Origin of the sequence: Pseudomonas sp. NFACC42-2 (assembly GCF_900116055.1) — a bacterium.
GTDB classification, from domain to species: Bacteria; Pseudomonadota; Gammaproteobacteria; order Pseudomonadales; family Pseudomonadaceae; genus Aquipseudomonas; species Aquipseudomonas marginalis.
Map to the genome: position 1 here is coordinate 183,976 of NZ_FOZO01000006.1, position 22,536 is coordinate 206,511.

Here is a 22,536-nt window from a genome sequence, read left to right on the forward strand (position 1 = left end):
TAGGAGGCAATATGCCTACTTTGTTTTCATCGGATCTGTCTCCAGCCCTGGCCAGTGACGCCAGTGTAAAAGAGTTCTCAGAAGTAATTCTTCATCTATCAATGGCTTTTCAGGAGGCATTGAGGAGGCTTGCAGGGCAGGACGAAGCTTTCCCTTCTGAAGGGTATGGCATGCTGACTGAAGCCTACGGTTTGCGGACGCGTGCGAATATTCTCTACCTGACGCCATCTACCCATGTGGTGCAGGCATTAAACTTTTCCCAAACTGCTATGTTGGGGAAATTTGAAGAAATATTAAATTGCCTGAGTGATGTCGCCGATTTGCACACTGTTAACTCCATTTTGGTTTCCGTAATCACCATTGCATCAGCGCTGGGTGAGGGGCGAGCCAAAGTTGTAGAGTTTTTGTTTGAAACGCTATGCATCGATCTTGAGTCTTGGAAGGTTTAGTCTAGCTGTTTTTTGTCGCCTGAGATACGGGAGGAATCAGTGTAGATTTTTTAAGAGTTCGTTTTTGAGGCCGCTCATCGACTGCCCTGTGGTCCAGAAGGGCACAAATGTGGGCGTCTGCATGGTCATTCCTTTTGTATCGCGATCTATATCGATGGCCCTGTTGATAGAGCGTCAGGTTGGGGTAGGGATTCTTCCGAGATAAAGGAGAATTTCGCGCCTCTGTGTAAGCGCTTTGATCTTAATTGTCTTAATGAAATTCACGGGCTGGAAAGTCCGACGAGCGAGGCTTTAGCCGTTTGGGTTTGGCAGGAGTTAAAGCCATTGCTCCCAGAACTATCCGAAGTACGTATTCACGAGGCATGAACAAGCGAATGTATTTATAGAGGGCCGGTAAGTGTCCGGCCAACTCACCTTGCGTAAATCCAGCCCTATGGCAGACACCGGCCAGGTTGATGATACGCTGTCACAATCCCCTTTCGGTGCCCACCTATCAGAGTCGGGAAAGCTCAGAACCGAATCTCGGTATGGCTTGTGAAGCCTAAGCTGTGCTTGCCTGAAACTAGGCGCTGTGCCCATAAACCGCTATTGAGATTCTGCTGAGCGTGCTCAGCCTTCACGCTCTAGGAGGAGCAGCATGCAGTTTGTAGCAGATGGGCCTGACGTCCCCGAAGAGCTTTTGCAGGCACATGAAGAGGGGAAAGTGGTTTTCTTCTGCGGAGCGGGCATCTCGTACCCAGCAGGGCTGCCAGGCTTCAAAGGCTTGGTTGAGAGGATCTATGAACTATCGGGAACAACGAAAAGCGAGATCGAGCTGGAAGCCTTTAAGAGCGAGAAATACGATGCAACACTCGACCTCCTCGAGCGGAGGTTGCCCGGCCAGAGAGGAAAGGTGAGGTCTGCATTGGCCGCGGCGCTGAAACCTAACCTCAAGCTCAAAGGGGCCACGGCAACACACGAAGCGTTGCTTAGACTTGCAGAAACGAGGTCTGGAGCACTTCGGCTCGTAACCACAAACTTCGACAGACTATTCGACGCAGCGGCGAAGCGCTCCAAGCAGAAGCTGCAGACCTTCAACGCGCCCATGCTGCCCATCCCCAAAAAAAGCCGTTGGAATGGGTTGGTCGCCTTGCATGGGGTGCTGCCGAATGAGCCTGATGAAGATGCCTTGAATCGCCTGGTTGTCACCAGCGGCGATTTCGGACTTGCATACCTGACCGAGCGCTGGGCGGCCCGCTTTGTAAGTGAGCTCTTCCGCAACTATATCGTCTGTTTTATCGGGTACAGCATCAACGATCCAGTACTTCGCTACATGATGGACGCACTCGCTGCTGACCGGATGCTAGGTGAAACCACGCCCCAGGCTTGGGCCTTTGGAGATTGCGAGCCAGGGCAGGAGGACCGCAAGACCACCGAGTGGAAGGCCAAAGGTGTTACCCCCATCCTCTACAAGGTGACGCCAGATAACTACGACCATTGGCGCCTACATAAAACGCTGCGGTCATGGAGCGAAACCTACAGGGACGGCATCACCGGAAAGATGCGGATGGTATCGGTGAATGCCTTTGCACGCCCATCCTCCAGCACCAAGGAGGATGACTTTGTCGGACGAATGCTCTGGGCGCTCGCGGACAAAACAGGCGGGCCAGCCCGTCAATTTGCAGAACTCAATCCAGTTCCTCCTCTGGAGTGGCTCACACATGCGTTCTCAGACACCCGCTTCAGGCACTGTGACCTCAATCGGTTTGGTATCCCAGTATCACTGGAGGTGGATGAGGAGCTGCGATTCAGTCTGATCGATCGCCCAACACCTCATGGACTCGCTCCAAGAATGCGACTCGCGTCCGGCGTCACGAACAATGTCGCGATGGATGAGGTCATGCGCCATCTATCCCAATGGCTGATCAGGCATTTGAATGACCCGCAGTTGCTAATGTGGGTTGTGTCGCAGGGCGGTGTCCTGCACAGCTATCTCGGGGCATTGATCGAGAAGCGACTCAATGACCTAGCGTTCTCACAACGAGGGGGAGGGAGCTTGGCGATCAAGGAAATTTCAACGCACGCCCCCAATGCAATTGTTACCCCGCAGATGGAGTTGCTATGGCGCATATTGCTCAGCGGTCGAGTCAAGTCGCTCTCTCAACATACTGGACTTCACAGCTGGCTGAGCCGTGTCAGAACAGATGGCATGTCAGTACTCCATCGACTCGAGCTTCGTACATTACTGGCACCCAAATTACTGCTTAGAGAACCGATGCATTGGGGAAGTAGTGCCAGCGACAATGATGGCGAAAAGCGCCTCAAAGATAGCCTGAATTGGGAGGTTGTCCTGGCCTCCAATCATGTCCGCTCGACGTTGCAAGACCTAATGAATTGCAACCTGAGCGGATTTCTACCCGGGCTAATCGATGATTTCGAACGCCTCCTGCTAGAGGCATTGGATCTTGCAAGCCTACTGGGTGATGCGACCAATCGCTCAGACAAGTCTTACAGACACTTGCCTTCAATTATGCCGCATCCTCAGAACCGAGGCTTCCGGGAGTGGGTCACACTCATCGAACTGCTACGTGATATGTGGCTTGCCCTGCGGCTTGAAAACTCTAGTCACGCTAGCCAAATCGCTGTGCGGTGGTTCGATATGCCCTACCCAGCGTTCAAGCGATTAGCATTCTTCGCAGCCAGCCAGGAAGAGTGCGTCGACCAGAACATATGGGTGTCTTGGCTTACATCTAACGAAGGCTGGTGGCTATGGTCGATTGAAACCCGGCGGGAGGTACTGCGTCTGTTAGTCCTTCAGGGTGGGCAGCTATCCAGGACAGCCGGGGCGCAGCTTCAGCGCGCGATCCTCAAAGGCCCTCCACGCGATATTTACCGTATCGATTTGGAGCCTGAACGCATCCAGGGCGCCACTGCGCACTCAACCTGGCTGAACCTGGCAAAGCTCCAAACTTCTGGGTTCAAACTGAATGCCTCCGCGGCCAAACGCCTGCAACATCTGTCAGTGGCCAACCCACTGTGGCGAGTCTCGGAGAATGAGCGAGATGAGTTCTCCTCCTGGATGACTGGTACTGGTGACCCCGACTTTGAAAGCAAAATTGAGGTCAGCGTCGCGCCTGACAATAAGGCTGAGTTGATTGAATGGCTCAAATTACCGGCTAAGGATTCGTATGGGATCAGCCGGGACACATGGAGCGACACATGTCGAACGCGCCCTCTGACCACTCTTCACGCTCTCTCCGAACTGTCCTCACAGGGGGAGTGGCCGATTGAGCGTTGGAGGGAAGCACTCCGTGCCTGGTGGGATAGACGTTTGCATGCTCGTTTCTGGACACATGCAGTCCCCGTAGTGTTGGCCCTCCCCGGTAATAAATTGGGCGAAATCGCTCATAGCGTTTCCAGCTGGTTGGAAGTCCTCTCCGAGAAGACCACGATCAGGGATGAGGATCAGCTCTACGCATTGTGCCGACGTCTAATGGATCTGCCATCTGAATCAGATGCTGAACCAGAGGACGATTCCTCCAATGCTCGCCCCGTTAATGAAGCCATCAACCATCCCGTCGGAATGGTCACTCAAGTTCTCATCAATCATTGGTATCGGCAGTCCCCTCGCGATAATGAAGAGCTCCCACCAGCACTGTCAGACTTCTTCACGGAGCTGACGGATACGAATATCCAACGCTACCGTCATGGTCGAGTGATCCTGGGATCGCACTTGATCTCGCTCTACCGAGTCGACAAGGATTGGACAGAGCACTGTCTGCTCCCTCTGTTGAATTGGGAGCGAGATGCGTTCGAAGCAAAGGGCATCTGGGAAGGATTTCTGTGGTCGCCGCGGCTCTATCAACCGCTGCTAGCCGCCTTCAAATCTGAACTCTTGCAAACTGCACATCACTACGAGGAACTGGGTGAGCACAAGCAACAATTTGCCGCGTTCTTCACTTATGTAGCAATAGGCCCAGTTGAAGGCTTCTCCGTCCAAGAACTTCGCACGGCCATTGCGGCGCTGCCCGTCGATGGGCTGGAGGAGTCGGCACAGGCGCTCTCACAAGCCTTGGAAGGTGCAGCGGGTCAACGGGAGGAAAACTGGTCGAACCGTATACAGCCGTTCTGGGAGAGGATATGGCCAAAAAGTTTGGAGCTGAAAACTGAGAGAATCGCAGATTCTCTCGCTCAGCTGGCATTGGCCGCAGGGAAAAAATTTCCTGTAGCCTTAAAAGCCATTTTCGATTGGTTGATGCCATTGGAATTCTCTTATTCCGTGATGCAAAGCTTGGCGGACTCAGGTCATTGCAGTCTTTATCCAAAGGACTCGCTAGCGCTTCTTGATGCTGTTACAGGGGAGCATCACGTCTTCCCTGAAGAGCTCCGAAAATGCTTGAGCTCAATCGTGCAGTCCGAACCGGCGCTCAGGGACACCGCTCAATTCAGGAGGCTCGACGAGCTTTTACAGCGTATGGGAGGGTAATCCACCGATAGACGAATGGTGCATTCGATTTCAGGCACCTTTCAGGCGATCCTCGACGTGGTCTCAGCTAGCCTCGACAATTAATCTGAATGTCGAATGTACCGTCGCTCTAGTGTGGAGTTCAGAACTACCAATGAAAATTTGAGCTCGCCTCTTTAGATGTTTACTCATCAGGGACTGATACCGACATGGGCCGACCAGCAACCGTCTTCACCCTTTCCGAGGCTGAAAAGTCGGAGCTGCTTCGCCGGATCAAGCTCCGCAAAACTACGCTGTCCTGTCACCTTTATGCGCATGGCAAAGATCCCGTGGTCAAAGCTCACAGAGTGGGCTTGACGTTTGAGATTTGCTTTTCCCGCCAAACCCTCCGATCAAGCGATCTTTGATCGCGCTGATCGGAGGGTTCCTCGCTTTTTCTCGAAGCCACCTTGTTCCACTTTCCCATGTTCAAATTTGGTTAGAGCTACGCTTGCTTTCACCCGTCAGTAATTCCCCGCGATTTCTATCGAGCGCTGCGCCATTTCAGTGTATGTGCGGATCTTCTCGTTGGGCATGGATGTAGGTGTGGCGACAGCGGCGACGCCGGCGACAATCCACGTAGAACGTGGCCTGGAGCATGGCGACAAAACTGGCGACAGTCGCCACTTTCTGAGCACTTCGGCAGTGACGCTTGACCGCTTTTTCGAGGGGGTATAAAAATTGGCGTACGGATCGCTGTCGTTGACAGCACCAGCCCAGGTAGCCAGAACCTTTAAGGCTACGCCACTTGTGTGGTGGTTCTTCCGAAGTGCGATTAGCGTCCGGCGGCTCGCACGGTCACTCCCCAAGAGTGATGGATGCCTACTCGACTGATCTGCCCACTGCGGCAGACGATGGACCTTTCTCGCTGCACTGCAGCAACCTCACCTCTCGGCACACTTCGCTGCGCCAATCCGCGCCCGTCTCTTTCTTCTGGAAAGAGACGGGCGCTCGTACCACTGCTGCAAGCCACGTCGTACAGGGCATTGCCGCAACTCTCCTCGTGACAATCGACCTGACAAATCCGATTCGTCGCCATCCGCAACGACACAGGCACCGGTGCCGCAGCCAATGGAAAGGCTGCATCTGACTGACAGTCAGGCATGCCCCAGGTGTCCATGTCGTTGCCTTCTCCTACTCCGGATCTCCAGGTGCCGAACTCGTCAGTCGGCACAGCCTCTACCCGCCCGCATCTTCGGATGCGACTAAGGAGGCCAGATTCATGGGGTTATGCCCTCGCTCCCGGTTGTAAGGAGCCGTTCGTTCCGCGTCAGTGAGCACCTCACAGGCCGCAGGGGCCTTGATCCCTGATAACACTCAACAACCGTGGCGGGACTACGTGAGGACAACCAGCAATGAACGAGGAGAGGGCCATGCAGCAGTTAGATCCGAAGCTTGAACTACCACGACCGTTGATTGACTCGAATCCCGTGGCCCAGCCTTATCCGGTGCAGGCACTGGGTGGGATTCTTGGGCTTGCGGTGGAGCGCATGGCCGAGGTCATCGGCGTGCCCCAGGCATTGGCTGCACAATCGGTGTTGGCTGCCTCGGCGCTGGCTACCCAAGGTCATGCCGGCCTACAGCTCGACGGGAGAAATTATCCTCTCTCGCTGTACCTGATCACGGTGGCAGCTTCGGGGGATCGTAAAACGGCGGCAGACCGATCTGCATTGCTGCCAGCACGCCAATGGGAGCGTGAGCAGTGGCAGCGCTACCGCGAACAGCTTGCCCGGTACCGCGCCGCACAGCGCCAGATGCAGCGTATCAACCCTGCCGATCCCGACTCCGCGAACGGTGTACCGCTCGAAGCGGAGCCCTCTGCACCGAGGCTGATTACCACGGACCCAACTATTGAAGCTCTGATCAAAGGGCTCTGCCATGACCTGCCGAGTATGGGGTTGTTCTGCGATGAAGGGGGACAATTCCTCGGCAGCAGCACCATGAGTCGAGATAACCGTTTGAAAGCGGTTACGACCTTGTCGTCACTCTGGGACGGCAGTCCGATAGATCGCGCGCGGTCTATGGCGGGTGAAAGCTTGCGAGCTTACGATCGACGCTTAAGCCTGCACCTGATGCTGCAACCGTATCTAGCCATGCAGTTACTCAGTGACCCATTGCTGCAGGGGCAAGGCATTCTCGGTCGCTGTCTCATCACCTGGCCCACCAGCCTGGCCGGACAACGCAGTTACCAGTCTGTCGACTTGTCCAAAGACCCCGCCCTAATTCGATATCACCACCGTCTTTCGGCCCTGTTTCATCAGCCTTGGTCACTTTCCGCTGACGGTGCCTTGCGGCTATCACCGCTGACACTGAGTCCGTTAGCCCGCCGTCGCTGGATTGATTTGCATGATGCTATCGAGGCCCAGTTGGGGGAGTTTGGCGAGCTGGCCAGCGTACGGCCCAGCGGATCAAAGGCGGCCGATAACCTGCTGCGCGTCGCCGGCATTCTTGCAGTCTTGGAGGAGAGCAGCGTCGTGGAGGTCGACCATATCCAGCGGGCCTCCGCTTTAGTCGGCTACTACCTCACCGAGATCCAGCGCCTGACTGAGCAGGAGCCAGTGTGTCGAGTAAAAGAAGAGGCAGACCGGCTGCTGCGATGGCTACAGGTCAAAGATTGGAAGCGTTTCAGTATTCGTGAATTGAACCGCAACGGTCCCCGCTTTGCCCGCAAGAGCAGTCGTCATGCCGCCAAGCTGCTGGTTGAGTTGATTGATCATCAGTGGTTGATCACCGATGGCCACACCTTCGAGGTGCGCCATGTTTAATCTTGATGAAGCGCTGCGCAACCATCTGGCTCAGCGTCAAAAGGAGCCTAAAGCGCGATTTGTCGCCGCTACTGTCGCCACTTTGTCGCCACGCTCAAAACCAAGCAGACCGAGGGCTGTCGCCGCTGTCGCCAGTGTCGCCCCCACCCATAAAGCTATCGCCTCTACGACAGCCATTATTCAGTGGTTGAAAGAGGAGGGTGCGCATCTTTACGTCGCCGACAACACGCTGTGTTTTCGCCCGAGTGATTGGGCTCAGTTCGCGATTGTAAGTGCGCACTGGCAAGCCCTCTTGCATGATCTCACTGCAGTCGATCAGGAGCAGAAAAATGGCTCAGGTCGGTAAGCGAGCGGGGCGCAATTTCGGCTTTGGTCGCCAGCTTAGCTATGCTGGACCGCGAGCACTGAAAGACCTGTTTGGCGACGGCCATTTTGCTTCTGTCAAAGCCCATAGCGATCGCTGGCAGGCGTTCGTGCATTGGTGTCGATCCGATGAAGGACCGAGGGTCAACGACGCGCGCCAGATAGACCGCGAGATCCTCATGCGGTACGCCGTCCACGTGCGGGAGCAGGTTGATCAGGGCAACGTCGGCATTGCCACCGCGCAGAACCGACTGTCCAGCGTGAACCGAACGATGGCCGCGCTGCGCGGTGATCAGTACGTCAAAATCCCGAGTCCGAGTAAGGCGCTGGGCTTGCAGCGCTCAAGCGTGCGTAGTGAGGCTCCGCAAGGCCAAGACCGTGCGCAGGTCGAGTTGATCGCGCGGGCGCTGTCAGATCGTCAGCAATCGAGGGTGAGTGCCATTGTGCTCCTCGCCCGTGAGACTGGTATGCGCCTGCGCGAAGCGATCCTGGCCGATCTGCCCCGACTGCAACGTGAGGTTCGGCAACTGGGCAAGATCAACATCCAGGATGGCACCAAAGGTGGTCGATCAGGGGCCTCGGCACCGCGCTGGATTACGGTCACGGATCAAGTTCGCGATGCCCTGGATTGGGCCAGCGCGACCTCACCCAATGGCAGCCGGAATTTGTTGGCGCCCGACGAAAGCTACAAAGACTTTATGCACGCAGTTGTGCGACCGGCACGGGACATCCTGCATGAGCATGGATTGAAAGGTTTTCATGAGCTGCGGGCGGCTTACGCCTGTGAGCGCTATGAGCAACTAATCGGCTTTCCTGCACCCGTTAATGGTGGTCGTGTTCATCAAGAGGATCGAGCACTCGATCAGCGAGCCCGTAAGCAGATCAGCCACGAGTTGGGACATAACCGCATCGATGTGGTGAGTGCCTACATCGGAGGCCTGCGATGACGGCCGAGTTCGACATAGCGTTGTTCCTGCGCCCCGTGCTCAAAGGTGCACATGCCACGCAGCAGCGGCACATCAGGCAAGCAGAAAGGATGCACGAGGTTATTCGTGAGCGCTGGAGTTGCGCAACTCCTTGGTCCTGGAGGGACAAACACGTGAGATGGTTTCTGGAACACTACCTGCGATGCTCAGCTCCAGCTACCGTCTACTACTACGAATTGACAGCAGGGTTGATCCGCCGCAGAAAGGCAAAAGTCGTGGTTGCCTGATAGACCTTTAAGCGTGAGCTCCTGAGTATGGGAATGCGGAGCCTTCCCATACTCAGGAGCTTGGCTGAAGAGGCGCAGGCATACCAGAGATCTGGCAACTGTCGTCACTCCTTTCGCCCTACTACACGACACGGATCGTAGCCGGTGGCGCGTACCTTTTGGATGTTCAGCGAATCGGTACGACGTTGCGATCTCTGGTTTGATTGATGGCCGATGCCGACAGGCTGCCGGTGGCCGCCTTCTGGATATGTTCACTCCACCAAGCCATCATCGGACGCCGGCGTTCGATGTAATCCGTCCGGTTGTAGGCGCTACGAACTTCGTCCTTGTCGACATGCGCCAGTGCGACCTCGATCAGCTCCGGATCCCAGCCATGCTCATTCAGGATGGTGCTCGCCATCGAGCGTAAGCCGTGGCTGACTAGACGGTCCTGAAAGCCCATGCGCTTCAACGCCATGTTGGCGGTCTGGCTATTGGCATGGGTGCGGGGATTTCTATCTGAGGGGAACACGTACTCTCTGTTACCGCTGAGTTTCTTGAGCGTCTCCAGTAACGAAAGTGCCTGATCGGTAAGAGGGATTGTGTGCGGCCGACGCTTTTTCATGCGCTCTGGCGGAATGGTCCAAATGCGCTTGTCGAAGTCGATATCTGCCCATCGTGTGGTGGCTGCTTCGGCAGGGCGGGTCATCGTGTGCAGTTGCCATTCGATCAGGCAGCGGGTCGTGCGCTTGATGCTGGCGTTCGCGATTTCCATCATGAGCTCGGGAAGCTCCTCAGGTGGTAGCGCAGCCATGTTCTCTTTCTTGGGTTTCTTGAACACCGCCCGAATTCCATTGAGGGGGTTCGCGAATATCAGCCCGGAGTTGACCCCGTAGGTCATGATCTCGTTGAGTCGTTGGCTCAATCGTTTCACGGTTTCGAGGCTCCCTTTGGCCTCGATTGGACGAAGGATCTTGATAACCATCGGAGCAGTGATTTGAGAGAGCGGCGTTGTTTTCATGCTTGGGAAAACATGAAGCGTCAGCGATCTCCAAATGTCTTCGGCGTAGGCTTTGGTTACGGAGTCTTTCTTCAGCTCGAACCAGGCCGTGGCCACCTTCTCGAAAGTGTGTTCACTCTCAGCAAGTTTGGCTTGCCTTACCTCATCACGCTGGGTTTTGGGATCAATGCCCAAAGCGAGCAACTCACGCGCCTCTGCGGCTTTCTTTCGGGCATTGGCTAGCGAGAGGTCGGGGTATGGACCAAGCGCCATGTTGATACGGCGTCTGATCAACGGCTCGCGGTAATTGAAATTCCACATCATCGAGCCGCTGGCCCGTACTCGAAGCTGCAAGCCATCGCCGTCGCTAAGGACGAAGTCTTTACCAGTTGCCTTGACTGCCTTGAGCTGGCGATCGGAGAGGCGGGTTGCGTTAGTAGGCATGGGGGCTACCTCCAGCACCGTTTTGGTATCCTGAAAATAGCACTAGGTAGCGCGGGATACCACCTGGGATACCAAACCGCCTGGAACTCAGAAAACCTCGAAAGCCTCAAAAAGCCCTGAAATCCCCGTATTTACTGGATTTCAGACACAAAAAAAGACGTCCGTGGACGTCTTTAGATGATGAAGTGGTGGAGCCGGGGGGATTTGAACCCCCGTCCGCCAGTACTCCGCTGTCGGTACTACATGCGTAGCCGTTTCTATTAAGTTAACCCTCAGCGACCCGAAGGGCAGGGTGCTTTGGGCGAGTTGTGTAAGTTTTAGCCGCTTCGTCCACAACGTACTGCACGGCGATTCTGTTCTATATGACAATCACTTTGGGTTTACAGACATCCCCTGGTGATTGCTGGACCCGAAGGTACCAGAAGCTCAGGTCTAAGGCTGCTTACGCAGCGATAGCGAATTCCTGGCCGTAGTTTTCGTCATTGGCAACTATAAGTAGTTGCAACAGTGGATTTACGAGTTCTGTTACCAACTCGGCATGCACCTAAAGTTTCGCGACCGGCGTCGAATCCTAAACGGCCCCGTGCTTGTAACTCGTTGTTTCATAGTGAGTGACAAGCCTGTGCAGTGTACGCCAAACGGTCACGGAAGGCCAACCCGAAGGTTGGCCCTATCGTTTACTGGCCGCCTTTTTCCAGGTTCTGCAGGTCTTGCAGGGCCTTGGAGGTGATTTCGATGCACTTCTTGTCATCACCGGCGGCGTGGGCGGCCTTGGCTTGGGAGACGGCTGTGTCGATTTCGCCGCTTTTGCCACTGGTGTCGGTGGCGAGCAGCGCTTTACCGTTGTTGATTTTGTCCAGGTTTATCTTGCACAGGTCGGGCTCGCCAGCAGCGAAAGCAGGGGAGGCCAACATCGCAGCGGTAATGAACAAGCCAGCAAGAGCGGAACGCTTCATAGGGTATCTCCTTGCGCAAAAAAGGCTCGACGCTGCTGGCGTTCATGGGCTGCCAGCGACATCACTGATGGGCCTCGTTCGTCGAGGCCTATGCAGATGACTACGCCAGCGCGCAGGGGTTCTGTTTTTTTGCGGGATCAATGGGCGCGGGCCTGGGTCACGCGATCCACGAGGTATACCAACCCGTGATAGTCGATGCCGCCATGCTGGCTCAGGCCGATCTCGCAGGTGCGGCTGGTGGAGATCCCTTCACTGCAGTGCTGCACTGCATCCTTGAGGGAGCGAAGCGAGTGGGCGTTGAGTTCCGGCGTGGTGAAACCTTTGTCGCCGGCAAACCCGCAGCAGTGAATGCCTTCCGGAATTACCACGGTTTTGGCACAGCGGCGGGCCAGGTCGATCAGGGCCTGGCTTTCTCCCAGGTGTTGGGTGCTGCAGGTGACGTGTACGGCGATCGGCGCTTCCTGTGGGGTGAAATCGAGACGGTCCATCAGGTGTGTGCGGATGAAACGTACTGGGTCGTAAAGGTCCAGGCGCGTTTCGCCGAGGTCTTGCACCAGGCGCAGCGTGCAGGGGCTGGTGTCGCAATAGATCGGGTCCAGGCCACCGCGGCTGGCATGGAGTAGGGCGCCGATCAGTTCCTGGCGTTTGTGTTCTGCCTGTTCGGCGTAGCCTTTGGACGCGAAAGGTTGGCCGCAGCACAGGTTGTCCTGGTTGTCGGGAAACACGACCTGGTAACCGGCTTTTTCCAGCAGGCCCTGGGTTTTTTCGTACAACGACATCTGCTCTTTATCACCTGCCGCCGGGCCCATGGCGCGTGAAACGCAGGCCGCCAGGTAGACCACTCGTGGCCGCTCATCCGTCACCGCCGGGCTGAAGCGAATGGCTTTTTCCGGTTGTGGCATGGCGTTGGTCCACTGCGGAATCTGCCCCTTGGACAACTTGGTCATGGTGGCCGACAGCTTCGCCAGGCGAGGCGCTCCCAGCAGCATGCGTGCACCATTGGCTACATGCAGGGTAAAGCGCGCACCTTGCAGTGCCGTGGCGAAATGGGTGGCCAGCCATTCGGCGGTTTTCGTACGGTCGGCGTCACGGCTTCGCAGTTTTTTCACCAGATCGCCGGTATTGATTCCTACCGGACAGCGTTGGGCGCATAGGCCGGTGGCGGCGCACGTGTCGATGCCTTGGTAGTGGTAGGCCGCTTCCAGTTCGGTGGTGTCGACGCCGGCGCGTTTTTTCGCCTGTATATCTCGCCAGATTACGATGCGCTGGCGCGGGCTCAACGTCAGGCCCTTCGATGGGCATACCGGTTCACAGAAGCCGCATTCGATGCACTTATCCACAAGCTCATCGGCCGCGGGCAGCGGCTTGAGGTGCTTGAGGTGAATCTGCGGATCTTCGCTGAGCACCACATCAGGATTGAGAATGCCGTTGGGATCGAGCAGGCGTTTGAGTTGCCACATCAATTGATAGGCTTCGCTGCCCCATTCCAGCTCCACGAACGGTGCCATATTGCGGCCGGTGCCGTGTTCGGCTTTCAGCGAACCGCCGAACTCCACGGCCACCAATTGCGCGACGTCATCCATGAACGCTTGATAGCGTGTGACTTCATCCGCGCTGTTGAAGCCTTGGGTGAACACAAAGTGCAGATTGCCTTCCAGGGCATGTCCGAAAAGGATGGCTTCGTCGTAGTGATGTTTGTCGAACAGTTCGATCAAGCGGTTCACGCCAATGGCCAGTTGCTCGACCGGGAAGGTGACGTCTTCGATGATCACCGTGGTGCCGGTTTTGCGTACAGCACCTACGGCAGGGAAGGTGTCCTTGCGGATGGCCCACAGGCGGGCGTTTTCCACCGGGTCTTCGGTGAAGTCGACCTGTTTCTCCACCGGGAAACCGGCCAGCGACGCCATGATCAGTGCCAATTGTTCATGCAGCAATGACGGCGATGCGGCGCGGGATTCAATCAGCAGAGCGCAGGCATTTTCTGACAAGTGTTGTACGAATGCGGGCATGCCCGGTTTGTCCTGCACCGAGCGCATGCTGCGTCGGTCCAGCAGCTCGACGGCCGACACCGGTTGGGTCTTCAGGACGGTGACTGCGTTGCAGCAGGTCTCCACATCCGGAAACACGATCAACGCCGACGCCTTGTTCGGGTGATCGATCACGGTGTCATAGGTGACTGCGCTGATAAATCCTAGGGTTCCCTCGGAGCCCACCAATAAATGGCTGAGGATATCCAGCGGTTCATCAAAATCCACCAGGGCGTTGAGTGACAGGCCGGTGGTATTTTTCAGACGGTATTTGTGGCGGATTTTTGCTGCCAATTCAGCGTTTGCCCGCGTTTCACGGCCGAGTGTGGCCAGGCGCTCGAGCAGTGCGCCGTGCTGTTCACGAAACGCCGTAACGCTGCTTGCGTCTTCTGTATCGAGGCGGCTGCCATCGGCCAGGACCAGACGAATTCCGGCCAGGGTGTGGTAGGTGTTCTGCGCCGTACCGCAGCACATGCCACTGGCGTTGTTGGCGACGATTCCGCCGATCTTGCAGGCATTGATCGACGCCGGGTCTGGGCCGATCTTGCGCCCGAATGGCGCCAGCCAGGCGTTGGCCTGTGCGCCGATGACGCCGGGTTGCAGGCGGATCTGAGTGCCTTGCCCGCGAATCTCACGGCCGTTCCAATTGTCCCCCAGCACGATCAGTACCGAGTCGCTTATCGCTTGTCCGGACAGGCTGGTGCCGGCTGCGCGGAAGGTTACCGGCACACGTTCACGCTGGGCCAGTTGCAGCAGTGCCACCACTTCGTCTTCCGACTCGACGCGGATCACCAATTGTGGGATCAATCGGTAAAAGCTGGCGTCAGTGCCGAATGCGAGGGTGGAAAGTGGATCGTCGAAACGTCGATCTTGTGGGATCAGCTGTGCGACGTCAGCAAGGAAAGCGGCAGGCAGACTCATTGGTCCTCCAGGATCAGCACCCCCTGGGCGCCGTATTGACACGATTGCGCAAAGCCGACGCCGAAGTTAGAGCCCGGCGTCGGTTATGACCCTATTACTACGGCTTTAGTGCACCAGCATGCCGGTAAACCAGTAAGCCTGAGCCAGGGTGATCAGCCCGACGATCGTGGCGAAGAACAGGCTGTGCTTGAGGGTGAAGCGGAACAGGTCGGATTCTTTACCCACCAGTCCGGTAGCGGCGCAGGCCACGGCGATCGATTGCGGCGAAATCATTTTGCCGGTCACGCCGCCGCTGGTGTTTGCAGCGACCAGAAGCGTGTCGTTGACGCCGATCTGATGCGCCGTGGTGGCTTGCAACGAGCTGAACAGGGCATTGGACGATGTGTCGGAGCCTGTCAGGAAAACCCCCAGCCAGCCTAGGAAAGGCGAGAAGAACGGGAAGGCTGCGCCGGTGCCGGCCAATACCAGTGCCATGGTCGAAGACATGCCGGAGTAATTGGTGACAAAGGCGAATGCCAGCACCATGCCGATAGACAGGATCGGCCAACGCAACTCGTAGAAAGTTTCTTTTAAAGTGGTAAGACCAATCTTGATATTGATCTTGAGTACCAGCATCGAGATCAGTGCCGAGAAGAAAATCGCGGTACCGGTCGCTGAAATCGGGTCCAGCTTGAATATCGCTGGGATCGCAGTCGGGTTGGTCACGATGGGTGCGACCTTGACCACCATTTGATCTAGGTGTGGGATCGCAAAGTTGAATACCCAGCTGTACATCGAACCGCCTGCGGCGAACATCGCCTTGAACGGTTTGAGGGTCCAGATGGTGACCAATACGGTTAGGATCAGGAAAGGTGACCAGGCCTTGAAAATCTGCCCCAGGCTGTAAGGCGAGGCGACGGTGCTGCGCGGCAGGCCGAAGCCGCCGGCGCTGGCGGTAATCGCTGCGTCGGAAGTGGCGCCGGCAATCTGCGCGCCCGCAGTGCGTTTGGGTTGCCAGACTTTCAGGAACAGGGTCAGAGAGATCAGGCTGGCCAGGGCCGAGGTGATGTCCGGCAGTTCCGGGCCGATGAAGTTGGACGTGAAGTACTGCGTAATGGCGAAGCTCAGGCCCGCGACCAACGCAGCTGGCCAGGTTTCGCGAACGCCGCGCAGGCCATCCATCATGAAGACCAGCCAGAACGGCACGAACAGCGACAGCAGCGGCAGTTGGCGGCCAGTCATGGCGCCGATCTTGAATGCATCGATTCCGGTCACTTGCCCGGCAACGATGATCGGAATTCCCAGGGCGCCAAAGGCGACGGGTGCGGTGTTGGCAATCAGGCACAGGCCGGCCGCGTACAGCGGGTTGAAGCCCAGGCCTACCAGCAGTGCGGCGGTAATCGCCACGGGGGCGCCGAAACCGGCAGCACCTTCCAGGAATGCGCCGAAGCAGAAGCCGATCAACAGCACCTGCAGGCGCTGGTCATCGGTGATAGACAGGACAGAGCTGCGGATGATCTCGAACTGGCCGCTCTTGACGGTGAGTTTGTAGAGAAACACCGCCGCGACAATGATCCAGGCAATAGGCCACAGGCCATAGGCAAAACCGTAACCGGCGGCGGCCAGCGCCATGTCCACTGGCATGTGGAAGGCAAAGATCGCTACCAGTATCGACAACGCCAGCGTGATGCTGCCGGCCACGTGGCCTTTGAGGCGAAACACGGCCAGAGCCAGGAAGAAGAACACGATCGGAATAACGGCGGCCATTGCGGACAGGCCGAGGCTGCCGAGCGGGCTGTAGAGCTGTTGCCAGGTTTGCATATGGGGTGGCCCCTAATTGTTGTTGGTCAGGCACTTCATAGTCGACTTGGATAATTGGTAATACCAATTTACAATCGCTGGAGGCTAGGTTAAAAGTCTTCGGGGTATGTGTCAATTTGCCGCTTGCGAAACTTTGGTCGTAGCCCGGCAGGCGAGGTGGTTTGATCGGGTGAATCGAAGCGGTTCTGATAGGTGCTGGAAGAACGGCGATAGGCCAGAATAGAGGGCCCGGCGAGTGGTCGGGATGGTGGAGAGTGAGTTATGGGGTTTGATCAGGTGCGTCAGCGCCGTTTGTCTGACGATATAGTCGAGCAGCTTGAGGGGATGATCCTTGAGGGCACGTTGAAGTCGGGTGAGCGGTTGCCGGCCGAGCGCGCTTTGGCTGAACAGTTTGGTGTGTCGCGTCCTTCGTTGAGGGAGGCGATTCAGAAGCTGGCGGCCAAGGGCTTGTTGGTGAGCCGTCAAGGTGGGGGCAATTATGTTGCCGAGTCACTGGGCTCGACGTTCAGCGATCCGTTGCTGCACCTGTTGGAAAACAATCCCGAGGCCCAGCGTGACCTGCTGGAGTTTCGTCAGACCCTTGAAGCGTCCTGTGCTTATTACGCAGCATTGCGAGCTACTGAGGTCGACCGTGAGCGGCTGACCGCTGCATTCGAAGCCTTGCAGGATTGCTATGCCCGCGTTGATGAAGTGAGCCGGGTCGAGGAGGGGGCTGCGGATGCACAGTTCCACCTGGCCATTGCGGAGGCCAGCCATAACGCGGTGTTGCTGCACACCATTCGCGGCTTGTTCGACCTGCTCAAGCGTAACGTGGTGACCAATATTGGCGGCATGTATCAGCAACGTACGGAGACGCGCGACATGCTGATCAGTCAGCACCGGGAGTTGTACATGGCGATTATCGAGGGTCGGGCCGAACAGGCGCGAGAAGTCTCGACACGTCACCTTGAGTACGTGCAGGAAGTGTTGGAGGAGGTGCGTCAGGAGGTTCAGCGCGTGGCGCGTGCGGAGCGGCGCAAGGGGATGTAGCCGGGGGGGAAGTCCCGAGGCTACATCGTTACAAGGGTTACTCTTCCTTGCCCTTGTTGCGCACGGCGCGATGCAGTTCGCGGTTGGAATCGCGTTCGCGCTCAGAATCACGCTTATCGTATTCCTTCTTGCCCTTGCCCAATGCGATCTCGCACTTGACCAGGTGCTTGCTCCAATACCAGGACAGGCAGACACAGGCGTAGCCTTTCTGCTGCACGGCTGCGGCGAGCTTTTCCAGTTCACGGGCATTGAGCAATAGTTTGCGAGTGCGCACCGGGTCGGCAATCACGTGGGTGCTCGCGGTTGTCAGCGGGGTGATATGACTGCCAAGCAGCCATGCCTCGCCATCCTTGAGCAATACGTAGCTGTCGACCAGTTGCAACTTGCTGGCACGCAGACTCTTTACTTCCCAGCCGGCCAGGACCAGACCAGCCTCGAACCGATGTTCGATGAAGTAATCGTGTCGCGCTTTTTTATTTTGCGCGATGGTCCCTGTGGGGTGTTTCTTTTGTTTAGCCATAGGGGCGGCATTATAGGGAGTTGCGAGCGTGTCGGCTACGGTCAACCTGCGTGCTTGAGCGTGTTGGTCGAATCCCGGACAATACCGGCAGTTCTTTGGTTTTTTTCTTTCGCGGATCGGACTGTTGTTTCGCGATGTTTGCCGCTCAGCTGTGGAAATCACGCACACATGACGACGCATATTCAACGTTCGGCCCTGCTGCCCTATCCGGCGCAGGCGCTCTATGACCTGGTCAACGACGTGGCGCGTTACCCGGAATTCCTGCCTTGGTGCTCAACTGCCGAGGTGCTGGAAAGCAGTGATGAGCATATGGTTGCCAGTGTTGGGGTGGCGAAAGGCGGGCTCAGTCAGCACTTTGTTACGCGGAATGCGCTGGTGCCGGGCAAGTCCATTGAAATGAATTTGCAGGAAGGGCCGTTTACCCAGCTGCATGGTGTATGGGTTTTCAAGGCGCTTACCGACAAGGCCTGCAAGATCAGCCTGGATTTGTCGTTTGATTACGCTGGGCCGATTGTGCGGGCCACATTGGGGCCGTTGTTCAATCAGGCGGCCAATACCCTGGTGGATGCATTCTGTCAGCGAGCCAAGCAATTGCATGGTTGAGGTCGAGGTGGTTTATGCCGCCGAGGATCGCCAGGTTCTGCTGGCGCTGACGGTGGCTTCGGGAACCAGTCTGCGTGCAGCAGTGCAATTGTCAGGGATGGCTATGCAGTTTCCTGAGCTGGATCTGGCTGCTTGCCCCTTGGGGGTATTCGGTAAGGTCGTCACGGATGCGGAGGTGCGCCCCGTACAATCGGGCGATCGCATTGAAATCTATCGGCCCTTGCTTGTGGACCCTAAAGAAGTGCGCAGGCTGCGTGCTGCCAAGGCGGCGTTGGCGAAGCGGCAGCATCCATAGACTGGCTGAATGACAGGCAGCAAAAAGCCCGGCATGCCGGGCTTTTTATATGCGCCGCAATGTTACTGCGGGCTGGTGTCCAGAGGCTGAGGCGTCGGGACAGGGACCGTTTCGACCCCGTCGACGTCTTTCTGGATCTTGTCGAGCAAGGAGCCTGGCTTGGCCGGTACTTCGGACTTCGGCTTCTCGCTTTCCTGCACAGGTGCAGTCACGTTTGTGCCGTTATCGTTGCCGAGCAGCGCTTGATCACGGCTTACGCCTGGCATGAAGTCACCCGACAGGCTGACAAGCTGGTCATTGCCATTGAAAATGACGCTGACACGCTCCTGTTGGCGTTCACCGCCACCAGGCTGCAGGCTATAGAGATAATCCCAGCGATCGGCGTGGAAAGTGTCGGTCAGCAGGGGGTTGCCCATAATAAACCGTACTTGCCGTCGGGTCATTCCCGGGCGTAACTGGTCTATCATGTCCTGCGTGACGACATTGCCCTGCTGGATGTCGATTTTGTAAACCCCGGGGAATGAACAACCGGCGAGTGCGAGCAGTCCCACAAAGGTGAAACTGGTTAGCAAGAGCTTGGTGTTTTGCATCGGTGGGCGACTTCCACTATCTTGGCTGGGACAACGTAAACGCCGATCATACCCGTATTAAGAGAAGCTGCGAAGCAGCATCCGCGAGAAAGCTAACCATGGTTGAAAATAGCGAACTACGCAAAGCCGGTCTTAAAGTGACTCTGCCACGAGTCAAGATTCTACAAATGCTCGATTCTGCTGAGCAGCGCCACATGAGTGCCGAGGATGTTTACAAGGCGCTGATGGAGTCTAACGAGGACGTCGGCCTGGCCACGGTTTACCGTGTACTGACCCAGTTTGAAGCCGCAGGGCTGGTGGTTCGTCATAATTTCGACGGCGGTCATGCAGTGTTCGAATTGGCTGACGGTGGTCATCACGACCACATGGTTGACCTGGATACCAATGAGGTTATCGAGTTCACCAGCCCGGCAATCGAAAAGCTCCAGCACGAAATTGCTGAGGAGCATGGTTTTGATTTGGTCGACCACAATCTTGTGTTGTACATCCGTAAGAAAAAGTAAAAAGCGACGCAGAATTGCTCTGCGAAACGATCGAAGGCGACCCTGGGGTCGCCTTCGTGCTTTCTATAATAAGGAAAAGCTCGGCTCAGGCCTTGGCGGCTACGACCATTTTCTTCGCGTGTGCCAAAGATTCTTTGGTCAAGTCGATCCCGCCGAGCATCCGCGCCACTTCTTCCACGCGCTCCGACTTGTTCAGTTTGGATACCGCTGTGTGTGTCGCTTCGCTGCCTCTCACCTTGTGCACAAACAAGTGCTGATGTCCTTGAGCCGCCACTTGTGGCAAGTGAGTAACGGTCAGCACCTGGCCGCGATCCCCCAGGCGACGCAGTAACTGACCCACAATTTCCGCCGTGGGGCCGCCGATACCTACGTCTACTTCATCGAACACCAGTGTCGGTACTCGTGAGGTTTGCGCCGTAATCACTTGGATCGCCAGGCTGATTCGTGACAGCTCACCACCAGACGCCACCTTTGCCAGTGCCTTGAGCGGTTGCCCCGGGTTGGCGCTGACCAGTAGTTCTACCTGCTCCAGGCCGTAGGGCTGCAGCTCATTGCTGGTGTTGGTGCGCAACTCGATGGTAAAGCGCCCGCCCGGCATGCCCAGGCGCTGAATTTCCTGCTCGACGGCGCCAGCCAGGCTGGTGGCGGCCTGTTGGCGCAGATCGCTCAGTTCGCGGGCCTTCTCCTGATAGTGGCGGGCAAAAGAGCCGAGCTCTTCGCCCAGTCGCTCGATGGATTCGTCATTCGCGTTCAGGGTCTCGATTTCATCCAGCAGCTTCTGCTGCATGGTTGCCACTTCGGTGGGCTGGATTCGATGTTTGCGCGCCAGCGTATAGATGGTGTCCAGGCGCTCTTCTATTTCCTGCAGCCGCGCCGGGTCAGCGTCGAAATGATCAAGAAAGCGATTGAGTTCGCCGACGGCTTCTTCTACCTGGATTTGCGCACTGGTCAGCAGGGTGGTGGCTTCACTCAGTGAGCCTGAAGCGCTGTTAACACTGGACAGTCGGTTGAGGCTGGCGGTGAGCGCATTGAGCACATTGCCGGAATCGCTCTCGCTGCATTGCTCCACCACCTGGCGGCAGATAGACAGCAGGGTTTCGGCGTTGGTGAGATTCTTGTGTTCCTGTTCCAGTTGTTCCAGCTCGGTTTCGCCAAGGCCCAGGCTTTCCAGCTCTTCAAGCTGATAGCTGAGCAATTGATGGCGAGCGCGTTGCTCGTCACCGGAATTGGACAGTCGCTCCAGCTCCTGTCGGGTCTGGCGCCAGCGCTGGGCGGCCAGTTGTACCTGTCGGGCAAGGTCGGTGGCGCCAGCGTATTCGTCGAGCAGGCGGCGATGGGTGTCGGTTTTGAGCAGGGATTGGTGTTCATGCTGGCTATGGATGTCGATCAGCAGTTCGCCCAGGGCCTTCAGGTCGCCAAGGGGGCAGGGCGTTCCATTGATATAGCCGCGCGAGCGGCCCTCGGCGGTGATGACTCGGCGCAGGATGCATGGCCCGTCATTATTCAGGTCGCGCTCGACCAGCCAGGCTTCGGCTTCGGGGATGTCCGCGAGGTCGAAGGTGGCCAGAATGTCGGCCTTGTCCGCGCCGGGGCGCACCACGCCACTGTCGGCGCGGTCGCCCAGGGTCAGGCCCAGGGCGTCGAGCATGATCGACTTGCCGGCGCCGGTTTCGCCTGTGATTACGCTCATCCCGCGATCCAGTTCGAGATCCAGATGTTCAACGATGGCGTAGTTGTGTACAGACAGGTGCACGAGCATGACGGCCGCTCCCAGGCTTTAGGTCTGGTTATTTATACAGTGTTTTGTTCTGGGCTGACAATCCTGATGCTTAGCTCAATTTGCTCGGTCGCCCAGGTTTTTTAGTGCAAAGGAGAATGATCGGGTTGAAGTTGATCTGGGGCAGGCGAAAGACTTTTGGTAGCGCCTGTCCCCTTGAACCTGGAAATTGTGGCCCCATATACCGGAACAGAAGCGCGAGTTGAGTTCGCGCATGATTTTGAAAGGAGAAATCTATGGCTGACGAACAGACGCAGGATACGCAAACTCCGGACGCCAATTCGGCTGTCGGTGATGAACTGGCAACTCGTGTGCAAGTGCTCGAAGAGCAGTTGGCCGCTGCGCAGGATCAGTCTTTGCGTGTTGCCGCCGATCTGCAGAACGTCCGCCGCCGTGCCGAGCAGGACGTAGAAAAAGCTCACAAGTTCGGGCTGGAAAAGTTCGCGGGCGACCTGCTGCCAATTATTGACAGCCTGGAGCGTGGCCTCGAGTTGTCCAACCCGGATGACGAAAACATCCGCCCTATGCGCGAAGGGATCGAACTGACCCTGAAAATGTTTCAGGACACCCTGAAGCGTTATCAGCTGGAAGCCATTGATCCGCAAGGGGGCGAACCGTTCAGCGCTGAGCTTCACCAGGCCATGGCCATGCAAGAAAGCCACGACCTCGAACCCAACAGTGTGTTGAAAGTGTTCCAGAAGGGCTATCAGCTCAACGGTCGCCTGTTGCGCCCTGCAATGGTGGTAGTGAGCAAGGCTCCTGCACCCGTTGCACCTTCTATTGATGAGCAGGCTTGAAATCCGCCGCAAGGCCCCCATT

Annotated in this window: 18 protein-coding genes, 1 other RNA gene and 1 pseudogene; 12 read left to right on the forward strand and 8 right to left on the reverse strand. The window is 56.8% G+C overall.

What is annotated here, in order from left to right; genetic code table 11:
* Positions 1-11 precede the first annotated feature (11 nt).
* The 7 genes and pseudogenes from BM416_RS14725 to BM416_RS30855 all read left to right on the forward strand — a co-directional run bounded on the left by BM416_RS14725 (position 12) and on the right by BM416_RS30855 (position 9,273).
* Positions 12-449 carry a hypothetical protein gene (locus tag BM416_RS14725; RefSeq protein ID WP_092488535.1) on the forward strand — a complete coding sequence of 146 codons (438 nt, stop codon included), beginning with the start codon at positions 12-14 and terminating at the stop codon, positions 447-449.
* Positions 450-503: 54 nt separating this feature from the next.
* Positions 504-815: pseudogene (locus BM416_RS14730) on the forward strand (6-pyruvoyl tetrahydropterin synthase family protein); the annotation flags it as partial.
* 271 nt (positions 816-1,086) lie between these two features.
* Positions 1,087-4,914, forward strand: a complete 3,828-nt coding sequence (gene dsr1 / locus BM416_RS14735) for an anti-phage defense-associated sirtuin Dsr1 (protein ID WP_092488536.1) — start codon at positions 1,087-1,089, stop codon at positions 4,912-4,914.
* Between the two features lie 1,391 nt (positions 4,915-6,305).
* Positions 6,306-7,697, forward strand: coding sequence for a YfjI family protein (locus tag BM416_RS14740; RefSeq protein WP_092488571.1), 1,392 nt, complete (start codon positions 6,306-6,308; stop codon positions 7,695-7,697).
* Positions 7,690-8,043, forward strand: a complete 354-nt coding sequence (locus BM416_RS14745) for a hypothetical protein (RefSeq protein WP_092488537.1) — start codon at positions 7,690-7,692, stop codon at positions 8,041-8,043. Before BM416_RS14740 ends, BM416_RS14745 begins: the two co-directional genes overlap by 8 nt.
* On the forward strand, positions 8,027-9,007 hold the full coding sequence (locus tag BM416_RS14750; protein ID WP_092488538.1) for an integrase domain-containing protein: 981 nt from the start codon (positions 8,027-8,029) through the stop codon (positions 9,005-9,007). The genes BM416_RS14745 and BM416_RS14750 overlap by 17 nt, the downstream gene beginning before the upstream one ends.
* Entirely contained in the window at positions 9,004-9,273 is a 270-nt protein-coding gene (locus BM416_RS30855; RefSeq protein WP_092488539.1) for a hypothetical protein, read from the forward strand. Before BM416_RS14750 ends, BM416_RS30855 begins: the two co-directional genes overlap by 4 nt.
* 166 nt (positions 9,274-9,439) lie before the next feature.
* Here the strand turns inward: BM416_RS30855 and BM416_RS14760 are convergent, their stop codons facing one another.
* The 5 genes from BM416_RS14760 to BM416_RS14780 all read right to left on the reverse strand — a co-directional run bounded on the left by BM416_RS14760 (position 9,440) and on the right by BM416_RS14780 (position 16,400).
* A complete protein-coding gene (locus BM416_RS14760) occupies positions 9,440-10,696 on the reverse strand; it encodes an integrase domain-containing protein (protein ID WP_092488540.1) in 1,257 nt (418 codons plus the stop codon).
* Positions 10,697-10,882: 186 nt separating this feature from the next.
* Positions 10,883-11,279: a transfer-messenger RNA gene (gene ssrA, locus BM416_RS14765) on the reverse strand.
* Between the two features lie 94 nt (positions 11,280-11,373).
* Positions 11,374-11,652: a hypothetical protein gene (locus BM416_RS14770; RefSeq protein WP_065938289.1), complete on the reverse strand. Its 279-nt coding sequence runs from the start codon at positions 11,650-11,652 to the stop codon at positions 11,374-11,376.
* Between the two features lie 137 nt (positions 11,653-11,789).
* Positions 11,790-14,600, reverse strand: a complete 2,811-nt coding sequence (locus BM416_RS14775) for an FAD-binding and (Fe-S)-binding domain-containing protein (RefSeq protein ID WP_092488541.1) — start codon at positions 14,598-14,600, stop codon at positions 11,790-11,792.
* 105 nt (positions 14,601-14,705) lie between these two features.
* On the reverse strand, positions 14,706-16,400 hold the full coding sequence (locus BM416_RS14780; RefSeq protein WP_092488542.1) for a lactate permease LctP family transporter: 1,695 nt from the start codon (positions 16,398-16,400) through the stop codon (positions 14,706-14,708).
* 261 nt (positions 16,401-16,661) lie between these two features.
* On the opposite strand from BM416_RS14780, the gene BM416_RS14785 reads away from it, so the two are divergent.
* Entirely contained in the window at positions 16,662-17,429 is a 768-nt protein-coding gene (locus BM416_RS14785; RefSeq protein WP_074847629.1) for an FCD domain-containing protein, read from the forward strand.
* A 37-nt stretch (positions 17,430-17,466) separates the two neighbouring features.
* On the opposite strand, the gene smpB is transcribed toward BM416_RS14785, so the two are convergent.
* The gene (gene smpB, locus BM416_RS14790) at positions 17,467-17,949 is read right to left on the reverse strand and encodes an SsrA-binding protein SmpB (protein WP_058427663.1); all 483 of its coding nucleotides are present in this window, start codon (positions 17,947-17,949) and stop codon (positions 17,467-17,469) included.
* A 168-nt stretch (positions 17,950-18,117) separates the two neighbouring features.
* Between smpB and BM416_RS14795 the strand changes: the two genes are divergently transcribed.
* Both BM416_RS14795 and BM416_RS14800 read left to right on the forward strand, forming a co-directional pair.
* Complete coding sequence (locus tag BM416_RS14795; protein ID WP_027605353.1) at positions 18,118-18,552, forward strand: type II toxin-antitoxin system RatA family toxin; 435 nt, start codon at positions 18,118-18,120, stop codon at positions 18,550-18,552.
* Complete coding sequence (locus BM416_RS14800; protein WP_092488543.1) at positions 18,545-18,847, forward strand: RnfH family protein; 303 nt, start codon at positions 18,545-18,547, stop codon at positions 18,845-18,847. Before BM416_RS14795 ends, BM416_RS14800 begins: the two co-directional genes overlap by 8 nt.
* A 62-nt stretch (positions 18,848-18,909) precedes the next feature.
* Here BM416_RS14800 and BM416_RS14805 read toward each other — a convergent pair whose 3' ends face one another.
* Complete coding sequence (locus BM416_RS14805; protein ID WP_027605355.1) at positions 18,910-19,437, reverse strand: outer membrane protein assembly factor BamE; 528 nt, start codon at positions 19,435-19,437, stop codon at positions 18,910-18,912.
* 98 nt (positions 19,438-19,535) lie between these two features.
* Between BM416_RS14805 and fur the strand changes: the two genes are divergently transcribed.
* Positions 19,536-19,940, forward strand: coding sequence for a ferric iron uptake transcriptional regulator (fur, locus tag BM416_RS14810; RefSeq protein ID WP_010562662.1), 405 nt, complete (start codon positions 19,536-19,538; stop codon positions 19,938-19,940).
* An 85-nt stretch (positions 19,941-20,025) separates the two neighbouring features.
* On the opposite strand, the gene recN is transcribed toward fur, so the two are convergent.
* Positions 20,026-21,699, reverse strand: coding sequence for a DNA repair protein RecN (gene recN / locus BM416_RS14815; RefSeq protein WP_092488544.1), 1,674 nt, complete (start codon positions 21,697-21,699; stop codon positions 20,026-20,028).
* A gap of 254 nt (positions 21,700-21,953) precedes the next feature.
* On the opposite strand from recN, the gene grpE reads away from it, so the two are divergent.
* Positions 21,954-22,514, forward strand: coding sequence for a nucleotide exchange factor GrpE (gene grpE / locus BM416_RS14820; protein ID WP_027605357.1), 561 nt, complete (start codon positions 21,954-21,956; stop codon positions 22,512-22,514).
* Positions 22,515-22,536 lie beyond the last annotated feature (22 nt).

Coding starts and splice junctions, on each gene's coding strand:
- BM416_RS14800 (WP_092488543.1), top strand. CDS start 18,545: ATGGTTGAGGTCGAGGTGGTTTATGCCGCCGAGGATCGCCAGGTTCTG.
- dsr1 (WP_092488536.1), top strand. CDS start 1,087: ATGCAGTTTGTAGCAGATGGGCCTGACGTCCCCGAAGAGCTTTTGCAG.
- BM416_RS14775 (WP_092488541.1), bottom strand. CDS start 14,600: ATGAGTCTGCCTGCCGCTTTCCTTGCTGACGTCGCACAGCTGATCCCA.
- BM416_RS14745 (WP_092488537.1), top strand. CDS start 7,690: ATGTTTAATCTTGATGAAGCGCTGCGCAACCATCTGGCTCAGCGTCAA.
- recN (WP_092488544.1), bottom strand. CDS start 21,699: ATGCTCGTGCACCTGTCTGTACACAACTACGCCATCGTTGAACATCTG.
- smpB (WP_058427663.1), bottom strand. CDS start 17,949: ATGGCTAAACAAAAGAAACACCCCACAGGGACCATCGCGCAAAATAAA.
- BM416_RS14805 (WP_027605355.1), bottom strand. CDS start 19,437: ATGCAAAACACCAAGCTCTTGCTAACCAGTTTCACCTTTGTGGGACTG.
- BM416_RS14785 (WP_074847629.1), top strand. CDS start 16,662: ATGGGGTTTGATCAGGTGCGTCAGCGCCGTTTGTCTGACGATATAGTC.
- BM416_RS14770 (WP_065938289.1), bottom strand. CDS start 11,652: ATGAAGCGTTCCGCTCTTGCTGGCTTGTTCATTACCGCTGCGATGTTG.
- BM416_RS14760 (WP_092488540.1), bottom strand. CDS start 10,696: ATGCCTACTAACGCAACCCGCCTCTCCGATCGCCAGCTCAAGGCAGTC.
- BM416_RS14740 (WP_092488571.1), top strand. CDS start 6,306: ATGCAGCAGTTAGATCCGAAGCTTGAACTACCACGACCGTTGATTGAC.
- BM416_RS14725 (WP_092488535.1), top strand. CDS start 12: ATGCCTACTTTGTTTTCATCGGATCTGTCTCCAGCCCTGGCCAGTGAC.
- fur (WP_010562662.1), top strand. CDS start 19,536: ATGGTTGAAAATAGCGAACTACGCAAAGCCGGTCTTAAAGTGACTCTG.
- BM416_RS30855 (WP_092488539.1), top strand. CDS start 9,004: ATGACGGCCGAGTTCGACATAGCGTTGTTCCTGCGCCCCGTGCTCAAA.
- BM416_RS14750 (WP_092488538.1), top strand. CDS start 8,027: ATGGCTCAGGTCGGTAAGCGAGCGGGGCGCAATTTCGGCTTTGGTCGC.
- BM416_RS14780 (WP_092488542.1), bottom strand. CDS start 16,400: ATGCAAACCTGGCAACAGCTCTACAGCCCGCTCGGCAGCCTCGGCCTG.
- BM416_RS14795 (WP_027605353.1), top strand. CDS start 18,118: ATGACGACGCATATTCAACGTTCGGCCCTGCTGCCCTATCCGGCGCAG.
- grpE (WP_027605357.1), top strand. CDS start 21,954: ATGGCTGACGAACAGACGCAGGATACGCAAACTCCGGACGCCAATTCG.